Annotated in this window: 16 protein-coding genes; 10 read left to right on the top strand and 6 right to left on the bottom strand. The window is 67.8% G+C overall.

The window, feature by feature from the left end; translation table 11 throughout:
* Positions 1-13: 13 nt before the first annotated feature.
* Genes VHC63_14150 through VHC63_14135 form a run of 4 tightly spaced genes read left to right on the top strand, consistent with a single transcriptional unit; the run spans position 14 to position 5,973 of the window.
* Positions 14-1,681 (top strand): ABC transporter substrate-binding protein, encoded by a 1,668-nt coding sequence (locus tag VHC63_14150; GenBank protein HVV37749.1) that lies wholly within the window; start codon positions 14-16, stop codon positions 1,679-1,681.
* The gene (locus tag VHC63_14145) at positions 1,678-3,876 is read left to right on the top strand and encodes an ABC transporter permease (protein ID HVV37748.1); all 2,199 of its coding nucleotides are present in this window, start codon (positions 1,678-1,680) and stop codon (positions 3,874-3,876) included. Before VHC63_14150 ends, VHC63_14145 begins: the two co-directional genes overlap by 4 nt.
* On the top strand, positions 3,869-5,587 hold the full coding sequence (locus VHC63_14140; protein HVV37747.1) for an ATP-binding cassette domain-containing protein: 1,719 nt from the start codon (positions 3,869-3,871) through the stop codon (positions 5,585-5,587). Before VHC63_14145 ends, VHC63_14140 begins: the two co-directional genes overlap by 8 nt.
* An 11-nt stretch (positions 5,588-5,598) precedes the next feature.
* Positions 5,599-5,973 (top strand): MmcQ/YjbR family DNA-binding protein, encoded by a 375-nt coding sequence (locus VHC63_14135; GenBank protein ID HVV37746.1) that lies wholly within the window; start codon positions 5,599-5,601, stop codon positions 5,971-5,973.
* Here the strand turns inward: VHC63_14135 and VHC63_14130 are convergent.
* A complete protein-coding gene (locus VHC63_14130; protein HVV37745.1) occupies positions 5,970-6,386 on the bottom strand; it encodes a DUF5655 domain-containing protein in 417 nt (138 codons plus the stop codon). The two genes, VHC63_14135 and VHC63_14130, sit on opposite strands and share 4 nt — an antisense overlap.
* Positions 6,386-7,624 carry an adenylate/guanylate cyclase domain-containing protein gene (locus VHC63_14125; GenBank protein HVV37744.1) on the bottom strand — a complete coding sequence of 413 codons (1,239 nt, stop codon included), beginning with the start codon at positions 7,622-7,624 and terminating at the stop codon, positions 6,386-6,388. The genes VHC63_14130 and VHC63_14125 overlap by 1 nt, the downstream gene beginning before the upstream one ends.
* Positions 7,625-7,733: 109 nt before the next feature.
* On the opposite strand from VHC63_14125, the gene VHC63_14120 reads away from it, so the two are divergent.
* The 6 genes from VHC63_14120 to VHC63_14095 all read left to right on the top strand — a co-directional run bounded on the left by VHC63_14120 (position 7,734) and on the right by VHC63_14095 (position 13,346).
* Entirely contained in the window at positions 7,734-8,240 is a 507-nt protein-coding gene (locus VHC63_14120; GenBank protein ID HVV37743.1) for a hypothetical protein, read from the top strand.
* Positions 8,241-8,251: 11 nt separating this feature from the next.
* The gene (locus VHC63_14115; GenBank protein ID HVV37742.1) at positions 8,252-8,884 is read left to right on the top strand and encodes a DUF480 domain-containing protein; all 633 of its coding nucleotides are present in this window, start codon (positions 8,252-8,254) and stop codon (positions 8,882-8,884) included.
* A gap of 9 nt (positions 8,885-8,893) precedes the next feature.
* A complete protein-coding gene (thiC, locus tag VHC63_14110; GenBank protein HVV37741.1) occupies positions 8,894-10,588 on the top strand; it encodes a phosphomethylpyrimidine synthase ThiC in 1,695 nt (564 codons plus the stop codon).
* 3 nt (positions 10,589-10,591) lie between these two features.
* Positions 10,592-10,945, top strand: a complete 354-nt coding sequence (locus tag VHC63_14105; GenBank protein HVV37740.1) for a hypothetical protein — start codon at positions 10,592-10,594, stop codon at positions 10,943-10,945.
* Positions 10,942-12,315, top strand: coding sequence for an FAD-binding oxidoreductase (locus VHC63_14100; protein HVV37739.1), 1,374 nt, complete (start codon positions 10,942-10,944; stop codon positions 12,313-12,315). Before VHC63_14105 ends, VHC63_14100 begins: the two co-directional genes overlap by 4 nt.
* A 128-nt stretch (positions 12,316-12,443) precedes the next feature.
* Positions 12,444-13,346, top strand: a complete 903-nt coding sequence (locus VHC63_14095) for a hypothetical protein (GenBank protein ID HVV37738.1) — start codon at positions 12,444-12,446, stop codon at positions 13,344-13,346.
* Here the strand turns inward: VHC63_14095 and VHC63_14090 are convergent, their stop codons facing one another.
* Genes VHC63_14090 through VHC63_14075 form a run of 4 tightly spaced genes read right to left on the bottom strand, consistent with a single transcriptional unit; the run spans position 13,347 to position 18,086 of the window.
* A complete protein-coding gene (locus tag VHC63_14090) occupies positions 13,347-14,402 on the bottom strand; it encodes a zinc-binding dehydrogenase (GenBank protein HVV37737.1) in 1,056 nt (351 codons plus the stop codon).
* Complete coding sequence (locus VHC63_14085; protein HVV37736.1) at positions 14,402-15,667, bottom strand: LLM class flavin-dependent oxidoreductase; 1,266 nt, start codon at positions 15,665-15,667, stop codon at positions 14,402-14,404. Before VHC63_14085 ends, VHC63_14090 begins: the two co-directional genes overlap by 1 nt.
* A 12-nt stretch (positions 15,668-15,679) precedes the next feature.
* Entirely contained in the window at positions 15,680-16,663 is a 984-nt protein-coding gene (locus VHC63_14080; protein ID HVV37735.1) for an alpha/beta hydrolase, read from the bottom strand.
* Positions 16,656-18,086 (bottom strand): FAD-dependent oxidoreductase, encoded by a 1,431-nt coding sequence (locus VHC63_14075; protein ID HVV37734.1) that lies wholly within the window; start codon positions 18,084-18,086, stop codon positions 16,656-16,658. Before VHC63_14075 ends, VHC63_14080 begins: the two co-directional genes overlap by 8 nt.
* Positions 18,087-18,109 lie beyond the last annotated feature (23 nt).

Genomic DNA, 18,109 nt, shown 5'->3' with positions numbered 1-18,109 from the left:
AGGCCTACAACCGATGGCGGTAACCGAATCGCGCACCCCGCGCGGGTCGTTCCAGATCAACCAACGCCTGCTGCGCGGGTACGGGCCGTTGGCGGTGCTCGCCGCCATGGTCGTGCTGATGGCGGTGCTCGTCCCGTCGAAGCCGCAGACCGTCAAGTCGGTCAACGCGTCGGACAGCGGGAACGGCGGCAACGGCGCGTCGGTGTCGGGATCCGACACCGACAACAACACCACCGGCACCGTCGCACCGGGTCAGACCGCCAGCGGCGGCGGCACGGCGTCGAACGGCAAAGCGATCGCGGCGCCCACCGCGTGCCCGGCAACCCAGAAGGACCAGGTGCCAGGCGACCCGTACTCGCCGCCGTGCATCGCTTTCTCCGGCAACAACGGCGGCGCCACGTCAACGGGCGTGAACGACAAGGAGATCCACATCTCCTATCGCTCGCTCAACGAAAAGGGCTTCCAGCAGACCCTGGCCGAGCTCGCCGGCGCGTCGCTCACCGACACGCCCGAGACAATCAAGAACACGGTGACCGCGCTCGCGGAGTACTTCTCGAAGCGCTACCAGTTCTACGGACGCAAGCTCGTCATCGACTACTACAACGGCGTCGGCTCGAACACGACCGAGCTGCTCGGTGGTGGCCGTGACAAGGCCGAGGCCGACGCCGAGACCGCCAAGTCGCTGCACGTGTTCGCCGACATGTCGGCGACATCGGAGCCCTACGCCGACGCGCTCCAGCGCCGCGGCATCCTCGGCTTCGGCGACCCGTACATGTCGACGCCGTGGCACGACCAGCACGCCCCCTACGACTGGAGCCTCGCGGTCGACGGCACGACCGTCGCCAAGCTGGCGGCCGAGTACGCGGTGAAGCGGCTGGCGTCGGGCGGCAAGTGGGGCCCGGCCAAGTACGCCGGTGGTTCGCTGGCCAACACGCCACGCAAGCTGGCCACGATGGCGCCCGAGAACTCCTGGTACCAGGAGTCGGTGCAGATCGCCAAGAGTGACATCACCAAGGCGGGCCTCGCGGTGTCCGACAACATCGAGTACCAGCTCGACCTCGGCACGATGTCGAACCAGGCCAACAACCTGATCCCCAAGCTCAAGAGCGAGGGCATCACCACGATCCTGTGCGGTTGCGACCCGGTGTTCCCCGTGTTCATGACCGGCGAGATGAACCGCGAGAACTACTACCCCGAGGTCATCGTCACCGGTACCGCTCTGACCGACACCGACATCGTCGGCCAGCTGTTCAACCAGGAAGCGGCCAAGCACATCTTGGGCGTCAGCCCGCTCGAAGAGCCGGTCCCGCCCACCCAGACGATCGCCTACGAGGCGTACAAGTCGGTGCGCCCGAACGACGAGCCCGCCTTCTCCGTCGACCTCATCTACTTCCAGATGCAGATGATGGCGATCGGCATCCAGATGGCCGGCCCCGACCTCACGCCCGCCAACTTCCAGAAGGGCATGTTCGCCTACCCCGGACGTCTCGGACCCGTCGGGTTCTGGAGCTTCAAGCCGCATGACTACACGGGCACCGACGACGTCCGCGAGATCTACTGGGATCCGAACGCGACGTCGAACTACAACGGCAAGAAGGGCGCCTACATCGACCCGCAGCCCGGCACGCGTTGGCTGCCCGGTCAGATCCCGACCGGCTCGCCTTCGGTGCCGGTCCGATGAGTCGGGTCACGCAGCCCTTCGTCGACCTGTACGAACGGATCCCGGAGAAGTACCGCGCCGCGGCGTTCGTCGGCGCGATCGCGGTGCTCTACGTCATCGGACTCCAGCTGCCCGGCATCGGTCACTGGCTGCACCAGAAGATGCCGTATGAGGTCGTCGTCATCGGCTTGATCTCGGGATCGGTCACGGCCCTGCTCGCGATCGGCCTCATCCTCATCTACCGCGCCAACCGGTTCATCAACTTCGCCTACGGCTCGATGGGTTCCTTCGTCGGCGTCATGGGCGTGGCGCTGTACAAGGTCCACCACTGGTCGTACTTCGTGGTGCTGCCACTGGTGGTCGTCGGCGGTCTCATCAACGGCGCGTTGATCGAACTCATCGTCATCCGCCGCTTCGCCAACGCCACGCGCCTAGTGCTGACCGTGGCGTCGATCGGCCTGGCGCAGTTCCTCGGTGGCCTCGAGTTCCTCACCGCCAAGAAGTTGGGCTTCATCTCGCTGACCGGCGGCTTCGACATCCCCATTCACCTGACGATGCACATCGGGGTCAAGACGCTGAAGGGCGACGAGATCCTGATCATGATGATCGTGCCCTTCGTCATCCTCGGCCTCGCCTTCTTCTTGCTCAAGACGGACTCGGGCGTCGCCGTGCGCGCCGCCGCCGAAAACGCCGACCGCGCTCTCCTGCTCGGGATCCCGGTGCGGCGGCTCGCGACGATCGTGTGGGCACTCGCCGGTGCACTGTCGGCGCTCACCTTCATCCTCAAGGCGCCGTTCTCCGGCGTCGTGCCCGGCATCGCCAACGGCCCGACGGTGCTGCTGCCCGGCCTCGCCGCCGCCGTCGTGGCCCGCATGGAGTCGTTGCCCGTCGCCTTCGGCGCCGGCCTCGGTCTCGGCATCGCGGAGGAGACGGTGCGCTGGAACAGCACCGGTTCGCCGTCGTTCGTCAACGTCGCCTACCTCGTGGTCATCCTTGCCGCCCTGCTGCTCCAGAGCGGCAAGCTGAGCCGGGCCCTCGACAACGTGTCGTCGTCGTGGAGCGCGACCGGCATCGTCAAGCCGATCCCCGTCGAACTGCGGCGCCTGCCCGAGGTGCGCTACGTCAAGATCGCGCTGCTCAGCGTCGTCGGCATTCTCGCCATCTGGCTCCCGAGCGGTTGGTCGTCGTCGCATCAACTGTTGGCGGCCTTCGCCATGGTGTGGGCGATGGTGGCGGTCTCGCTCGTCGTGCTGACGGGTTGGGGCGGCCACATCTCGCTCGGCCAGTTCGGCTTCGTCGGCGTCGGTGCCATCACCGCGGGCAACGTCGTGTCGAAGTGGCACGGCGACTTCTTGTTCGCGTTGCTGCTCGCCGGCGCGGCGGGCGCGGCGTGCGCCCTGCTCGTCGGGCTGCCGGCGCTCCGCATCAAAGGCCTGTTCCTTGCCGTCACGACGTTGGCCTTCGCCATCGCCCTCGACGAGTACTTCTTCAACACCGACCGCTTCAGCTGGCTGCTGCCCAGCAGCGTCAGCCGCGTGATGCTGTTCCAGCGCTTCAACCTCGAGTTCAACTACGACATGTACCTGACGACGCTCGCTTTCCTCGTGGTGTCGATCCTCGCGGCCCTCGGCGTGCGCAAAGCGCGCAGCGGGCGCGTCGTGATCGCGACGCGCGACAACGAACGCGCCGCTGACGCGGCCGCGGTGAACACGACGGCGGTGAAGCTGTCGGCGTTCATCCTCGCCGGGTTCATCGCCGGCATGGCGGGCGCCCTGCACGTGCAGATCCAGCACGCGCTCGCCCAGCACACCTACCAACCCGCCGACTCGATCACGGTGTTCTCGACGGCGGTCATCGGTGGTCTCGGATCAATCACCGGCGCGATCAGCGGCGTGCTGCTGTTCCGTTACCTCGAGACGATCACCGCGCTCGGCGACCTCCGCCTGCTGCTCACGGGAACCGGCCTGCTCGTCGTGCTCTACGCGCTGCCCGGCGGTTTCGGCCAGCTGTTCGTGAGTGTGCGCGACCGCTACCTGCGGTGGGTGGCGAACCGGCGCGACATCATCGTGCCGTCGCTCGTCGCCGATAAACGCGGACAGGAGAACAGTGTGGGCATGCTGCAAGGCGCCCTGACCGACGAGGTGTCCGACGAAGCGGGTTTGGAAGTGATCGGCGGCGAAGAACTCGTGGAACTGGTGGAGTCGCACCATGGCTAAGACGAAGATCGCCTCCACCGAGATCGACGGCCCGCGCAACGACGACGGGTCGCTGCTGTCGTGCACCGGCATCGACATCGCCTACGGCCCGGTGCAGATCCTTTTCGAGGTCGACTTCACCGTCGCCGAGCACGAAATCGTGGCGTTGCTCGGCACCAACGGCGCCGGCAAGTCGACGTTGCTCAAGGGCATCTGCGGCCTGGTGAAGCCGAGCGCGGGGTCGGTCATGTTCGCCGGCGAAGACGTCACCAACCTGCCGGCCGACGTCACTACCCACCGCGGCATCTCGCTCATGCCCGGCGGCAAGGGTGTCTTCCCGACGCTGTCGGTCAACGAGAACCTTCGCTTGGCCACGTGGCTGATCCGTGACGACCAGGAGCGGATCGCCCAGGCGACGAAGGAAGTCCACGAGCTGTTCCCGATCCTCGAGCGGCGCCAGACGCAGATGGCGGGCGACCTATCGGGTGGCGAGCAGCAGATGCTGGCGCTCGGTGCTGCGCTCATGACCCAGCCGCGCTTGCTCATGATCGACGAGTTGTCCCTCGGCCTGGCGCCGACGATCGTCGGCCAGCTGCTCGAAGTCGTGCGCGAGATTCACCGGCGCGGCACCACGATCGTGCTCGTCGAGCAGTCGGTCAACGTGGCGCTGAACCTCGCCGAGCGCGCGGTGTTCATGGAAAAGGGCGAGGTCCGCTTCGAGGGCCCGACCGCCGAGCTGCTGGAACGGCCCGACGTGTTGCGGTCGGTGTTCATCGCCGGCGCCGGCGCGGTCGCCGGTGGCCAGAGCGAAGGCAACGGCAAGAAGTCGCCGGCCACGGCGAAGAAGCGCACCGCGCCGGGCCCCGACGCACCGGTGCTGCTCGAGACGCTGGCGTTGGTCAAGCGCTTCGGCGGCATCACCGCGGTGGACGATGTCGACCTCCAGTTGCGCGAGGGCGAGATCCTCGGCCTCATCGGTCACAACGGCGCCGGCAAGACCACGCTGATGGACTGCATCTCCGGGTTCAACCAGATCGACGGTGGCCGCATCTTCCTCAACGGTCGCGACGTCACCGAGGCGCAGCCCCACGAACGCGCGCTCGCCGGCCTCGGCCGGTCGTTCCAGGACGCGCTGCTGTTCCCGTCGCTCACCGTGGCCGAGACGATCTCGGTCGCCCTCGAGCGTCACCTCGAGTCCAAGGACATGGTGGCCGCCGCCTTCCAGCTGCCGGCGTCGTATGAGTCCGAGATCGAAGTCGCCGAGAAGGTCGAAGAACTGATCCACCTCATGGGCCTCGGCGCCTTCCGCGAGAAGCTGACGGGTGAGCTGTCGACGGGGTCGCGGCGCATCGTCGACCTGGCGTGCATCCTCGCCCAGGAGCCGACCGTGCTCATGCTCGACGAGCCGTCGGGCGGCGTGGCCCAGAAGGAAACCGAAGCGTTGGCGCCGCTGCTGCTGCGCGTGCGCGAGCACACGGGCTGTTCCATCCTCGTCATCGAGCACGACATGCCGCTGCTGCGCACGATCTGCGACCGCATGGTGGCGCTCGAACTCGGAGCCGTGATCGCCGAAGGCACGCCGACCGAAGTGCTCGAGCACCCGAAGGTCATCGAGTCCTACCTCGGCACCGACGAGACGGCGATCAACCGCTCGGGTGCCGCGGGCGCCAAGAAGAAGGCGCCGGCCAAGAAGGCCCCGGCGCGCAAGCGCACCGCCGCCGCCTCGAAGTAAACAGTCGCCGTATGGCGACCGACGCTCAGACGAAGAAGATTTACGACAAGGTGCGGGCGCTGTGCCTCGAACTGCCCGAGGTCAACGAGCGGCTGTCGCACGGCGCGCCGACGTACTTCATCCGCGACAAGAAGACGTTCGTCACGGTGCACCACAATCACCATGGCGACGGCATCTTCGGCATGTGGTGCGCCGCGCCTCCCGGTGCGCAGGAGGCGATGATCGCCGCCGACCCGAAGCGCTACTACCGACCGGCCTACGTCGGCCACCGCGGATGGGTCGGCGTGCGTCTCGAGGGCAAGGTCGACTGGGACGAGATCGCTGTCATCATCGAAGACGCGTACTGCACCGTCGCCCCCAAGTCGCTCGTGCAGCTCGTTCGTTAGACGTCTTCGGCGGCCGCTTCGGCGAGCCAGCCGCGGACTTCGTCGGTGACATCCGCGGGCGAGTGGAGCCGCATCTCGTAGTAGGTGCGCGACGGGCTCGGCCATTTCTTGGTGATCGACGGGTGATCGAAGTCACGCGGCAGTTTGAAGATGAGCTTCGACCACTTGGTCAGCGGCCGGAGTTCGGCGAAGTTCGTCTTCTTCTTGAAGAACACGCCAACCGAGACGTACTCGATGCGCACGTCACGATCGGCGGCGACGAGCAACGCCTTCACTTCTTCGTAGATCGGCCGCTCGAACGCCGGACCCGTTGCGAAGTACTCGTCCTCGGTCATCGCGGGCGCGCACAGGTGACCCTGATTCGTCTTGCCGAACGTGCGCTTGCAGTTCGGGCACGTCCAGACCACGGCCATCAGTGGTGCACCGTATAGGTGGCGGTGAGACCAAAGCCTTTGAGGTCGACGTCGTCGCGACGCTGTAGTTCACCTTCGAGGTGGGCAGCCGCACGCAACGCCTCGTCGATCACGATCTCGCCGTGCGTGGCTTCCGAGCACAAGCGCGCCGCCATGTTCACGACGGCACCGACGGGCGTGTAGTCGGCGCGCCCGGCGAACCCGACGAGGCCGAGCGTCGCCTCTCCGTACGCGAGACCGATGCCGTATCCGACGGTGCCGCCGTCACCCGACCACTCGGCGGTGAGCCGGTCGAGGGACTGCGCGACCTGTTGGGCCATCGAGACGGCCGCCCGCGCCGCGTCGGGATGGGGGACCGGATCACCGAGGTAGGCGAACACGCCGTCGCCGTCGAAGCCACCGATGGTCGCGCCGTGCTCGTCGAGCACCGAGCCGACGGCGTCGTAGTACTCGTCGAGCACGCGCATCACGCGCTCCGCCGTCACGCTGTTGGTGAAGCCGGTGAAACCACGGAGGTCCACGAAGAACGCCGCGATCGACCGGCGGTGCGGCGCCAGCATGGCGTCGGCACCTTCGGACGTGACCACGTCGGCGATCTGGGGCGACAGGAACCGCCGCAGCCGGCCGGCGCGCTCCAGTTCGTCGACCTGGTCGGCGACGCGCTGTTCGAGGTGGGAGTTGAGGTCGGCGAGTTCGGCCTTGGCGCGCACCTCCTCGCGGCGCGAGTCGTCGACCCGCGTGGCCATCGTGCCGACGAGTACCGAACTCGCCACCGCCGACGACAGCACCGTGAACAACTGCTGCACCGGCGCCACGGCGTCGACGAAGAACAGACCCACGCCGTATCCCACCATGGCGCCCACGGTCGCAGCGATTGCCCACCGTCGCTGGACAAACACGAAGCACAACAGCGGTGTCTCGACGAAGTACACCGCCACGACTCCCAGGTGCGGTCCAGACGCGATTAGCGCGTTGGTGACGACGATGACCGCCATGAAGACGGAGAAGAAGATGATCGGTGGCCCGAGCGAGGGCAGACGTTGGTCGGGTACCCGGTCGAGCACCGGCTTGAGCAGGAGACCGGCGCCGAGTGCGGCCGCCACGGTGAAGCGCATCGCCACCGGCCGCGCGCCGTCCACTGACAACAGGTTGAAGGCGATCGGGACGCTGGCCAACCCACCGAGGGCGTAGAGGATCGCGGTGATGAATGCCGCCTGGCGGAAATACGCCACGGACATCGGTCGCAGGAAGCCTGCGAGCGGTCCACGCCAAACAATCTCTTCGTCGCCGCCGCCCATTGCGCCCAGTCTGGCAAACCGCGCGGCGAATTCCTTCGTAGAACAAGACATGACAACGCGCATGTTCATCGGTGCTGCGGCGCTCGCCCTCGCTTTGGCGGCCTGTGGTTCGAACGGGAAGACCAACGACACCGCGGTGAAGGGGTCCACGAACACCAAGACCGCCGCAAAACTCGCGGTGGCGCTTCAGCCGACGGACCAGTACGGCAAGATCCTCACCGACGGCGACGGCCACACGCTGTACGTCTTCGACAAGGACGCGTCGACCAAGCCCGCCTCCGCGTGCACCGGCGGCTGCGCCGCCAACTGGCCGGCACTCACGACCTCGGACGGCGCGGGCGCGGGCGACGGGCTCGACGCGTCTTTGCTGGGGCACAACGCCGCGAACCAGTACACCTACGGCGGCTGGCCCCTGTACCGGTTCAGCGGCGACACCGCGGCGGGCGACACGAACGGACAGGGCATCGGCGGTATCTGGCACATCGCCGGCGCTGACAGCAGCCCGGTGATGAAGTCGGCGTCGACGACGACCACCGCCGCGGTTTCGGGGTACTAAACCGTGAGGTCATGTTCGACCTCGACGCGGAAGAGCAGCGGGTTCTCGGCACGCTGATCGAAAAGCAGTTGGCGACGCCGCAGTACTACCCCCTCACCCTCTCGGCCCTCGTGGCTGGGTGCAACCAGACGACGTCGCGCGAGCCGGTCACGAGCTACGCCGAGTCCGAGGTGAAAGAGACGCTGCTGCGCTTGAAGGACCGCCAACTCCTGCGCACGGTGCTGCCTTCGCACGGGCGCTCGGTGGACCGCTACGGCCACCGTCTCGACGAACAGATCACGCTGATCAAGGAGGAGCTGGCGCTGCTGGCGGTGCTCATGTTGCGTGGCGCCCAGACCGAGAACGAGTTGAAGAGCCGCACCGAACGGCTGGCGGACTGGGAGCCGCCCGACACCGTGGGATCGATTCTCGACCGGCTGGCGGGCAAGGACGAACCGCTGGTCCGCAATGTCGGCCGCGGTCCGGGACAGTCGCAGGACCGCTGGATCCACCTTCTCGGCCCCGTTCCCGAGCGAGTACCCGAACCCGTACGCGGATTGCGCCCCTCTGGGGCGCAATCCGACACCCGGTTGGACGAGTTGGAAGCACGCGTCGCCGCCCTCGAGACCGAAATGGCGGAATTACGTGAGCGTTTGGGCGGGTAGGTTGGCCGCATGACAGCCACCGACGGACGGCGCCGCAGCTACATCGTTTCGCCGAAGGATGCGTCGGTGCGCGTACCGGTGCGCGAGGTCGACCTGACCGACGGGACCACGTTCGCCATCTACGACACGTCGGGTCCCGGGAGCGAGCCGACCGTCGGGCTGCCGGCGCTGCGCGCCGCGTGGATCGAAGGCCGCGGCGACACCGAGATTGTCGACGGCCGCGCCATCCAGTCGCGTGACGACGGCCGCGGCAGCAAACCTGTCACCCCGTGGCACGGGCCCGCGCCCGTAATCCGGCGCGCCGCGCCCGGCCACACGGTGACGCAAATGCACTACGCCCGACGCGGCGAGATCACGCCCGAGATGGAATTCGTCGCCGTGCGCGAAGGCGTCAGCGGCGAGTTCGTGCGCGACGAGGTGGCGAGCGGGCGCGCCATCATCCCGTCGAACATCAACCACCCCGAGTCCGAGCCGATGGCGATCGGGCGCAACTTCCTCGTCAAGATCAACGCCAACATCGGCAACAGCGCGGTCGCGTCGTCGGTCGAAGAGGAAGTCGACAAACTGACGTGGGCCACCACGTGGGGCGCCGACACGGTGATGGACCTGTCGACGGGCCAGGGCATCCACACCACGCGTGAATGGATCCTGCGCAACTCGCCCGTCCCCATCGGCACGGTGCCGATCTACCAGGCGCTCGAGAAGGTCAACGGCGTCGCCGAGGATCTCACGTGGGAGGTGTTCCGCGACACGATCGTCGAGCAGGCCGAACAGGGCGTCGACTACATGACGATCCACGCCGGCGTGCTGCTGCGCTACGTGCCGATGACGGCGAAGCGCGTGACCGGCATCGTGTCGCGCGGCGGTTCGATCCTCGCCGCGTGGTGCCTGGCGCATCACGAAGAGAACTTTCTCTACACGCATTTCGACGAGCTGTGCGAGATCTTCGCCGCCTACGACATCGCCTTCTCGCTGGGCGACGGCCTGCGTCCGGGCTCGATCGCCGATGCCAACGACGAAGCGCAACTCGCCGAATTGTCGACGCTCGGCGAGCTCACCGAAGTCGCGTGGCGGCGCGACGTGCAGGTGATGATCGAGGGTCCCGGTCACGTGCCGATGCACAAGATCAAGGAGAACATGGACCTTCAGCTGGAGCTGTGCCACGAGGCGCCCTTCTACACACTCGGCCCTCTCACCACCGATATCGCTCCCGGCTATGACCACATCACCTCCGCAATCGGCGCGGCGATGATCGGCTGGTACGGCACCGCGATGCTGTGTTACGTCACGCCCAAGGAGCACCTCGGGCTGCCCGATCGCGACGACGTGAAGGACGGCGTGATCGCCTACAAGATCGCAGCGCACGCCGCGGATCTCGCCAAGGGGCATCCGCGGGCGCAAGAGCGCGACAACGCACTGTCAAAGGCGCGCTTCGAGTTCCGGTGGCAGGACCAGTTCAACCTGTCGCTCGACCCCGACACGGCGCGCTCGATGCACGACGAGACGCTGCCCGCCGAGGCGGCCAAGACGGCGCACTTCTGCTCGATGTGCGGTCCGAAGTTCTGCTCGATGCGCATCAGCCAGGACGTGCGCGAGTACGCCTCCTCCCACGGAGTGGGCACAGCGGAACAGGTGCAACTCGGTCTCAAGCAGAAGGCCGAGGAGTTCGTGGCGTCGGGTTCGCAGCTCTACTCCGAGGAGTAACCCGTGCCGGTCGGCGGTCGCGCCGTGGCACGCGTCGAGGTCGGCGACGACGCCGTGCGCGTCGTACCCGTCGGAATGGCCAAGCTGTGGGCGCTGCGGTCGTCGGTGCGAATTCCCGCGCTGCGGATCAAGTCCGTCGACCTGTTCGCTGACCCAGACGACGAACTGCGGGGCAAGCCCAAACTCGGGCGGTTTCATTCCAAGGACACGCGGGCGTTCCTCGTCGTCGGAACCGGCCGGCCCGTCGTCGTCATCGAGTGTTCCGGCGGCCGCTACGACCGCGTCGTCTTCAGCGCCACCGACCCGGACGCGGCGCTGCGCGACGTGCGCCGCGTCGTCGGTTCGCACCTGCCGTGATCGACGCGCTGCGCGACGTCGTCGGCGCGGCCAACGCCCTCGACGATCCGGAGGCCATGGAGCGCTACGTCGTCGACTGGACGGGGCGATTCCGCGGAACCGCCCTCGCCGTGGTGCGGCCTGCGACCACGAACGAGGTGGCGGCGATCGTGGCGCTGTGTCGCGACAACGGCGTCGCCATCGTGCCCCAGGGCGGCAACACCGGCCTCGTCGGTGGAGCGGTGCCCGACGGCGGCAGCATCGTGCTGAGCCTCGAACGGCTGACGACGATCGATCCTGTCGACGCGCTCGCCGGCCAAGTGACCGTTGGCGCCGGCGCGACGCTGTCGGCGGTGCAGGCCGCGGCGCGCGCCGCTGGATGGGGCTACGGCGTCGACATCGCGGCGCGCGACTCGGCGACGATCGGCGGCAACATCGCCACCAACGCCGGTGGGCTGCGGGTGTTGCGCTACGGCGACACGCGCCGCCAACTCGTCGGTGTGGAGTTCGTGACCGGCGCCGGCGAAGTCGTCACCGATCTGTCCGGCACGCTGCGCGACAACACCGGCTACCACCTGCCGTCGCTGCTGTGCGGCAGCGAAGGCACGCTCGGCGTCGTCACCCGCGCCCGGCTGCGTTTGGTCGCACCGCAGCCCGAACGCGCGACTGCGCTCCTGCGCTTCGATAGCCATCGTGACGCGTGCGTTGCCGCCGAGTCGCTGCGCCGCTCGTTGCCGGCCGCCGAGTCGATCGAGCTGTTCTTCGACGACGGCGTGCGGCTGGTCTGTGACGCCTTCGGCCTGGCACCGCCGTTCGCTGACGTCGACGGCGGCTACGTGCTCGTCGAAGCCGCGGACACCAGCGACCCCACGCCCGCGCTGGCCGCGGCGGCCGACACCCTCGGCGGCGTCGCCGACGTGGCCGTCGCTACGGACGCAGCGCGCCGCGCCGCGCTGTGGCGCTACCGCGAGTTGCACACGGACGCGATCAGCCGCGCCGGGATCCCGCACAAGCTCGACATCGCGGTACCGCCCGGCACCGTCGCCGACTTCCTCGACGCCCTGCCCGCCGTCGTCGGCGACGCGACCGTCATCGCCTTCGGCCATGCCGGCGAAGCGGCGATCCACGTGAACGTGCTCGGGCCCGCGCCCGACGACGACACCGTCGACGACACCGTCCTGCGACTCGTCGTCCAGTTCGGCGGCAGCATCAGCGCCGAGCACGGCATCGGCCGCGCGAAGCTGCGCTGGCTCGACCTCGCCCAGTCACCCGAAGAGCAAGCGCTGCGCGCCCGCATCAAAGCCGCATTCGACCCGGAGGGGATCATGAACCCACGGTCGACCCCCACGTCCACGAGATCGCAGTCGGTGCTGCTGCGCGCGACGGAGTGAGCCTGTCGCCCGCCTAAAACCCAACAGGGCTCAACCCCGGATCAACGCCGGTCGATGGGAGCGCGGCGATGTCGCGTGCCCGTGCATTCCTCGCTGTCGTGGCCGCGGCAGGCTCAATCACTGTTGGATTGACCGCGCGCTCGGAGCGACCGACGCTGGGGGCGCCTGCCGTCGCCGCTACCGGGCCGGTCGCGACGATCCCGCTGACCGACGCCGCAGCCGCCATCGTGGTTCCTGCTCCGACGACGACCGTCACCGCTGCACCCACGACGACGCGCGTCGCGGTCAAGCCGCGGCCGAAGGGCGACGGCAAGGACGACACCAACCGGACCGACACCCGACCGAAGCCGCCGCCGTCGGGATTGCCCCTCGGCACGCCGTTCGTCGGGAAGTACACCGGCACTGAGATCGAAGGTTTCGCCCGGTACGAAGCGCAGTCGACGTGCGACCCCACGCCGAAGCCGGGGACGGTGGCGCTGCGCGACCTGCTGCTGGCGCGATACCCGTCCACTAGCAGCCTTGGCATCAGCCGCAGCTGCGATGTCGGAGGCCAGAGCGAGCACAAGGAAGGACGCGCCTTTGACTGGGGCGCGGAGGTCGGCAACGCGGCGGACGTCGCCGCGGTGAACGACTTCCTCAACGCGCTCTTCGCCACTGACGCGCAGGGCCATCCGTTCGCCCTCGCCCGCCGGATGGGGATCATGTACGTGATCTGGAACCACCAGATCTGGGGCGCGTACGACGCCAATCAGGGCTGGCGTCCCTACGACGGCGACAACCCGCACACCAACCACGTGCACATCTCAATGTCGTGGGCCGGCGCCCGCGCCGAGACGAGTTTCTGGTCCGGCGAAGTCCTCGTGCCGGAGACCACGACAACGACGTGGCAACGTCACCCCGGTCCGTCGTCGTCGACGACGTCGAGCACCACGTGGCACCGCCGCCCGACCACCTCGACGACGATCTACGACGATGCGACCACCACCACGTCGACGACGTGGTGGTGGGACCAGCATCACCACCGTCACTGACTACGGGTTGGGCACCACCAGGATCTTGCAGTCCTGCTCGGGGTCGCCGAGCGACGCGAAGGCGCCAGCGACGCCGTCGAGGCCGACCTCGCGGGTGATCATCGGCTTCACGTCGATCTCGCCCTCGGCGATCGAGCGGAGTGAACCGGCGAACTCCATCGGGTCGTAGCCGAGGCAGAACTGCATGTCGATTTCCTTGGTGATGGCGAAGAACGGCATCACCGTGTCGGGCTCCATGCACACCCCGACGACGGTCACCTTCGTGCGCGGCGGCGCCCACTGCAGGATGTTGTTGAGGATGCCGGGCACACCGATCGCCTCGAACACGTGCAGCTGCTTGCCGCCGCCGGCGCGATTCCACGCGTCCCACGACGTCTCGACGTTCGGGTCGACGGCTTCGGTCGCCCCCATGGTCACCGCCATCTCGCGGCGCTTCGGCGAGAAGTCAGCCGCGATGATCGTCTCGATCCCCTTCACCTTGAGACCGGCGATGATCGCCAGGCCGACGGGACCGCAGCCCAACACCAGCGCGCCTTCGCCCGGCTTGATGCCGGATCGATTGACGCCGTGCATGCCGACGGCCATCGGCTCGGTCAGCGCCGCGAGCTTCGGGTCGAGGCCGTTGGGCACCTCGATCAGCATCGGGGCGGACAGGATCATGCGCTCGGCGTACCCGCCCATGACTTCGTTCGAGTAGACGATCGGACGGATCATCGTCGGGCCGCCCAAGAGGATCGGAATCGACGTGACGATGGTGCCTTCCTTGAACGTCTGCGTGTCGGGGCCCGCCTCGAGCACGCGTGCCGAGAACTCGTGGCCCATCCACACGTCCTGGTCGAGGTCGACCGTCGGGCTGCCGAGCTCGGCCATCGGGCCCATGCCCTTCATCTCCTTGCCCAGCGCCATCATCGACGCGCCGTGCTTGGCGAAGTGCAGGTCTGAGCCGCAGATGCCACAGGCGCAGACCTCGACGAGCACGTCGCCGGTCTGGGGAACGGGATCGGGCGCGTGGTCGTTGACGTAGATCGTCCCGGACTTCAGTGCCGCGGCGCGCATTACTTGGCGACCTTCTTCTTCGCCGGCGCCTTCTTGGCTTTGCCGTTCGTCGCCTTGCCGTTGCTCGCCTGCGGCGGCGCCGCCTTCTCTTCTTCCTTCTCCTGCACGTGGCTCTGGATGGCGTTCATCATCGCCTGGCCGGCGCGGCCGAACAGTTCGTTGCGCTTGTTGGTGGCCCAGTCGTGCGACGTGCGCGGCGCGCCGAGCTGGCCCTGGAAGTGGGGCATGACCTTCTCGGCGAAGAGGCGGTAGCAGTTCTGGGTGCGTTCGGGCGACGCCCAGTCGTGGCCGAGCATGAGGAACGTGCCGAAGCCGCCCGACTGCTCGATGAGACCCTCGATGTACTCGATGGCGTCGTCGGGCGTGCCGATCACGCAACTCGGCGAGGCGGCATACGCCTCGACGAAGTCGCGCTCGGACGTGTCGCCGTCGACCTTCTCGGCGAGGGGCACGAAGCCGGCGCCCCCGCCGAAGTAGTTGGCGAACTGCCGCAGGCCGTAGAGGCAGTCGTCGATGGCCTGCTCCCGCGTCTCCGCGATGTGCATCGTGCCGAGGATGCGCCACGACGACCGGTCGGGCGTGTGGCCCATCTTGTCGGCCTGCTCCGTCACGACTTCCCACGCCTTGCCCACCGCGGCGAAGCCGTCGGCCACCTGCATCGACAACGACAGCAGCGACGCGTTGTGGTGACCGGCCAGTCGCGGACCCGACGGCGTCACCATGGCCGCCACCGCGATCTCGGGGTGCGGATACGTGTAGGGCCGCACCTGGAGGCGGCAGTCCTTCATGACGAACCAGTCGGTCTCGCGCGTCACCGGTTCTTCACTGTTGAACAGCGCGTAGATCGCCTCGAGCGACTCCTCCATCATGCGGCGCTGGTCGACGGGGTCGATGCCCATTTGGTAGGCGTCGGTCGGCAGGGCGCCGGGGCCGGTACCGAAGATGCACCGACCGCGCGTCATGTGGTCGAGCTGCACCCAGCGGTCGGCGACGAGCCACGGGTGGTGGTACGGCAGCGACGTCACGCCGGTGCCGAGCTTGATGTTCTTGGTGCGCTGCGCCGCGGCGGCGATGAAGATCTCGGGCGAGCCGATGAGCTCGTAGCCACCCGAGTGATGTTCACCGAACCACACCTCGTCGTAGCCGAACTTGTCGAGCCACTCGGCGCGATCGAGGTCGTACTCGTAGGCGAGCGTCGGGCTCTGGCCGACGGGATGAAACGGTGCGAAGAAGGCACCGAAGCGAAGGGGTCGATCCTGAGGCATGAGTGGGTGTCTCTACTTTCCGTGGACGTCGTTGAGGAACGAGATAAGAGCGGCGTTGGTCTCGGCGGGCTTCTCCTGCTGGACCCAGTGACCGGCGTCGTCGATGAGGACGTCACCGCGGTGATCGCTGAGGGCGTGGTGGCCGATAGTGGGACCGCCCATGGCGATGACGGGATCCTGCGCGCCGGCAATGAAGAACGACGGCACCTCGACCTTCACGCCGTCGAGTTGGGGCGTGAGCTCCCAGTTGCGGTGGAAGTTGCGGTACCAGTTGATGCCGCCGGTGAAGCCGGTCTTGGCGAACGTGTCGACGTAGACGTCGATCTCGGCCTGCGTGATCCAGTCGGGCAACTCGGCCGGCGGCTCGGGCATGCGGTCGACGAAGCCGCGCCCGTCCTTTTTGTTGAACTCGGGGTCGAGCAGTGCGCCCGACGACTCGGCCGTCATCTTCGTGCCGAGCAGGAGTCGCGTCATCGTGCGGCGCGGGTCGCGCGCCAGCTCTTCGTCGGCGGGACCGACATCCTGGAAGTACAGGATGTAGAAGAACTGGTCCTCCGGAATCGCCATCTTCAAACCGGCGACCACCGACAGCGGACCGCGCGGCATGTGCGGCACCGACATGTTGACCAGCGCCCGCGTGTGCTCGGGGCGCAGCTGGGCGAAGTGCGAGGCGACGAACGAACCCCAGTCATGACCGACGATGACCGCGTCCTTCTCGCCCAACGCGTCGAGGACGCCGGCGAGATCGTCGGTGAGATGCACGATGTCGTAATCGGTGATCTCGCTCGGGATCGACGAGCCGCCGTAGCCGCGCTGGTCGGGCACGATCACGCGGTAGCCCGCCTGCGCCAGCGGCTCGATCTGATGACGCCACGAGTAGGCCAACTCGGGAAAGCCGTGGGCCAGCAGGACGGCGGGGCCCTCGCCGGCGTCGAGCACGCGCAGGTGCACGCCGTTGGTGTCGATGATGTGCTCGGTGACGGGCACTTCAGGCATTGACAGACTCCTCGTTGCGTTGTAGTTCGGCCAGCAGTTCGCGGCGCGACGGGCCTTCGATCGCCGGCGGGGCGGGATAGTTCTCGGGGTGCATCATCACGTCGCCGACGCGGCGCATGATCTCGGGGTCGGCCATGAACTCCTGCGGCAGCGCCAGCAGGTTGAAGAAGCGGGCGAAGGCCCGTCCGATGACCGGGTCGGTTTGCGCCGCCAGAAACAGCGCCCGCATCGGATTCATCTCGTTGGGATCGCTCTTGCCGCCGAGCGCCCAACCTTTCGGGTCGGCGCCGGCGATGTCCATCTGGACCGACAGCTCGTACCAAGGCTCGACCTCACGCCGGCAGGCTGCCTCGTAGGCGGCGGCGACGGCACGGGCGTCGCCCTCGTGCTCGGTGAGACTGTCGGCGAGCAACGTCGCTTGCACCATCGCCAGCGAGCAGCCGCGGCCGTACAGCGGGTTGGTGCACGTGTGGGCGTCGCCGACCGCGTGGAAGCCGAGGACCGTCGGCTCGCCCACATCGTCGGTGAAGGTGCGCAGCCGGTTGAGCAAGCCGCCCATCACCTTCACCTCGGTGCGCGGTTCGGGACGGCCGTTTTCGAAGAACAGGTTCGGCCCGGGCAAGAGCTCGCAGGCGCGGTCGAAGTTGTCCTCGTTCGACAGCGCGTGGCGCAGCTCGTGATCGTCGGTGCGCACCGCCAGGGTGACCGACATCGTGCCGGCGTCGCCCGGGATGCCGAGGAACTTCACGAACCCGAGGTCGCCGCCGAGCTTCGCTTCCTTCAAGTCGAGTCCGCCCGGCCACGAGTACCAGCGCGACACGTACATAAGGCCGCTCTCGACGATCTTCTCCGGGACCTCGACGCCGAGCGGCTTGAGGAGACCGGGCACGTCAGAGCGACGCCCGCCGGCGCACACCACGAGGTCGCCGCGCACCTCGGTGCCGTCTTCGAGCGTCACACCGACGACGGTGGGCACGCCGTCCACGCCCACGGGGCCGGCGATGAGACCGGAGACGGCGACGCCCGTGCGCACTTCGACGTTCGGCTCGTCCACCACCGCCATACGCAGCACCCACTCGAAAGTGGTGCGCCGCACGATCAGGACCTTGAGGTCTTCGTCACCCGGCTGCGGTTCGTCGTCGAAGTTGGCGACGCCCGGCATGGCGAACGCTCCGGCGTCCATGAGCTTGCCGAGGACGTCGGGGTAGCGGTCGCGCAGGATGACCATGATGCGGGCGAGGAAGCCGTGCGTTTGGTGGACCTGGGGCGCGCCGCGACGAGGCGCTTCGAAGGCCTCTTCGGCGTCGGCCGTGGCCGGCAGCGGGTCGCGTTCGAGGACCGTGACGTGGTGGCCGGCGCGGTTGAGCGCCAGCGCGGAACCCAGCCCCGCGACGCCTCCCCCGATCACGATGACGTTCGCCACTACACACCCTCCCAAAGATTGGT

The organism is Acidimicrobiales bacterium (genome assembly GCA_035546775.1).
Classification (GTDB): Bacteria; Actinomycetota; Acidimicrobiia; order Acidimicrobiales; family JACCXE01; genus JACCXE01.
This window is presented reverse-complemented; position numbering and strand designations above follow the sequence as displayed.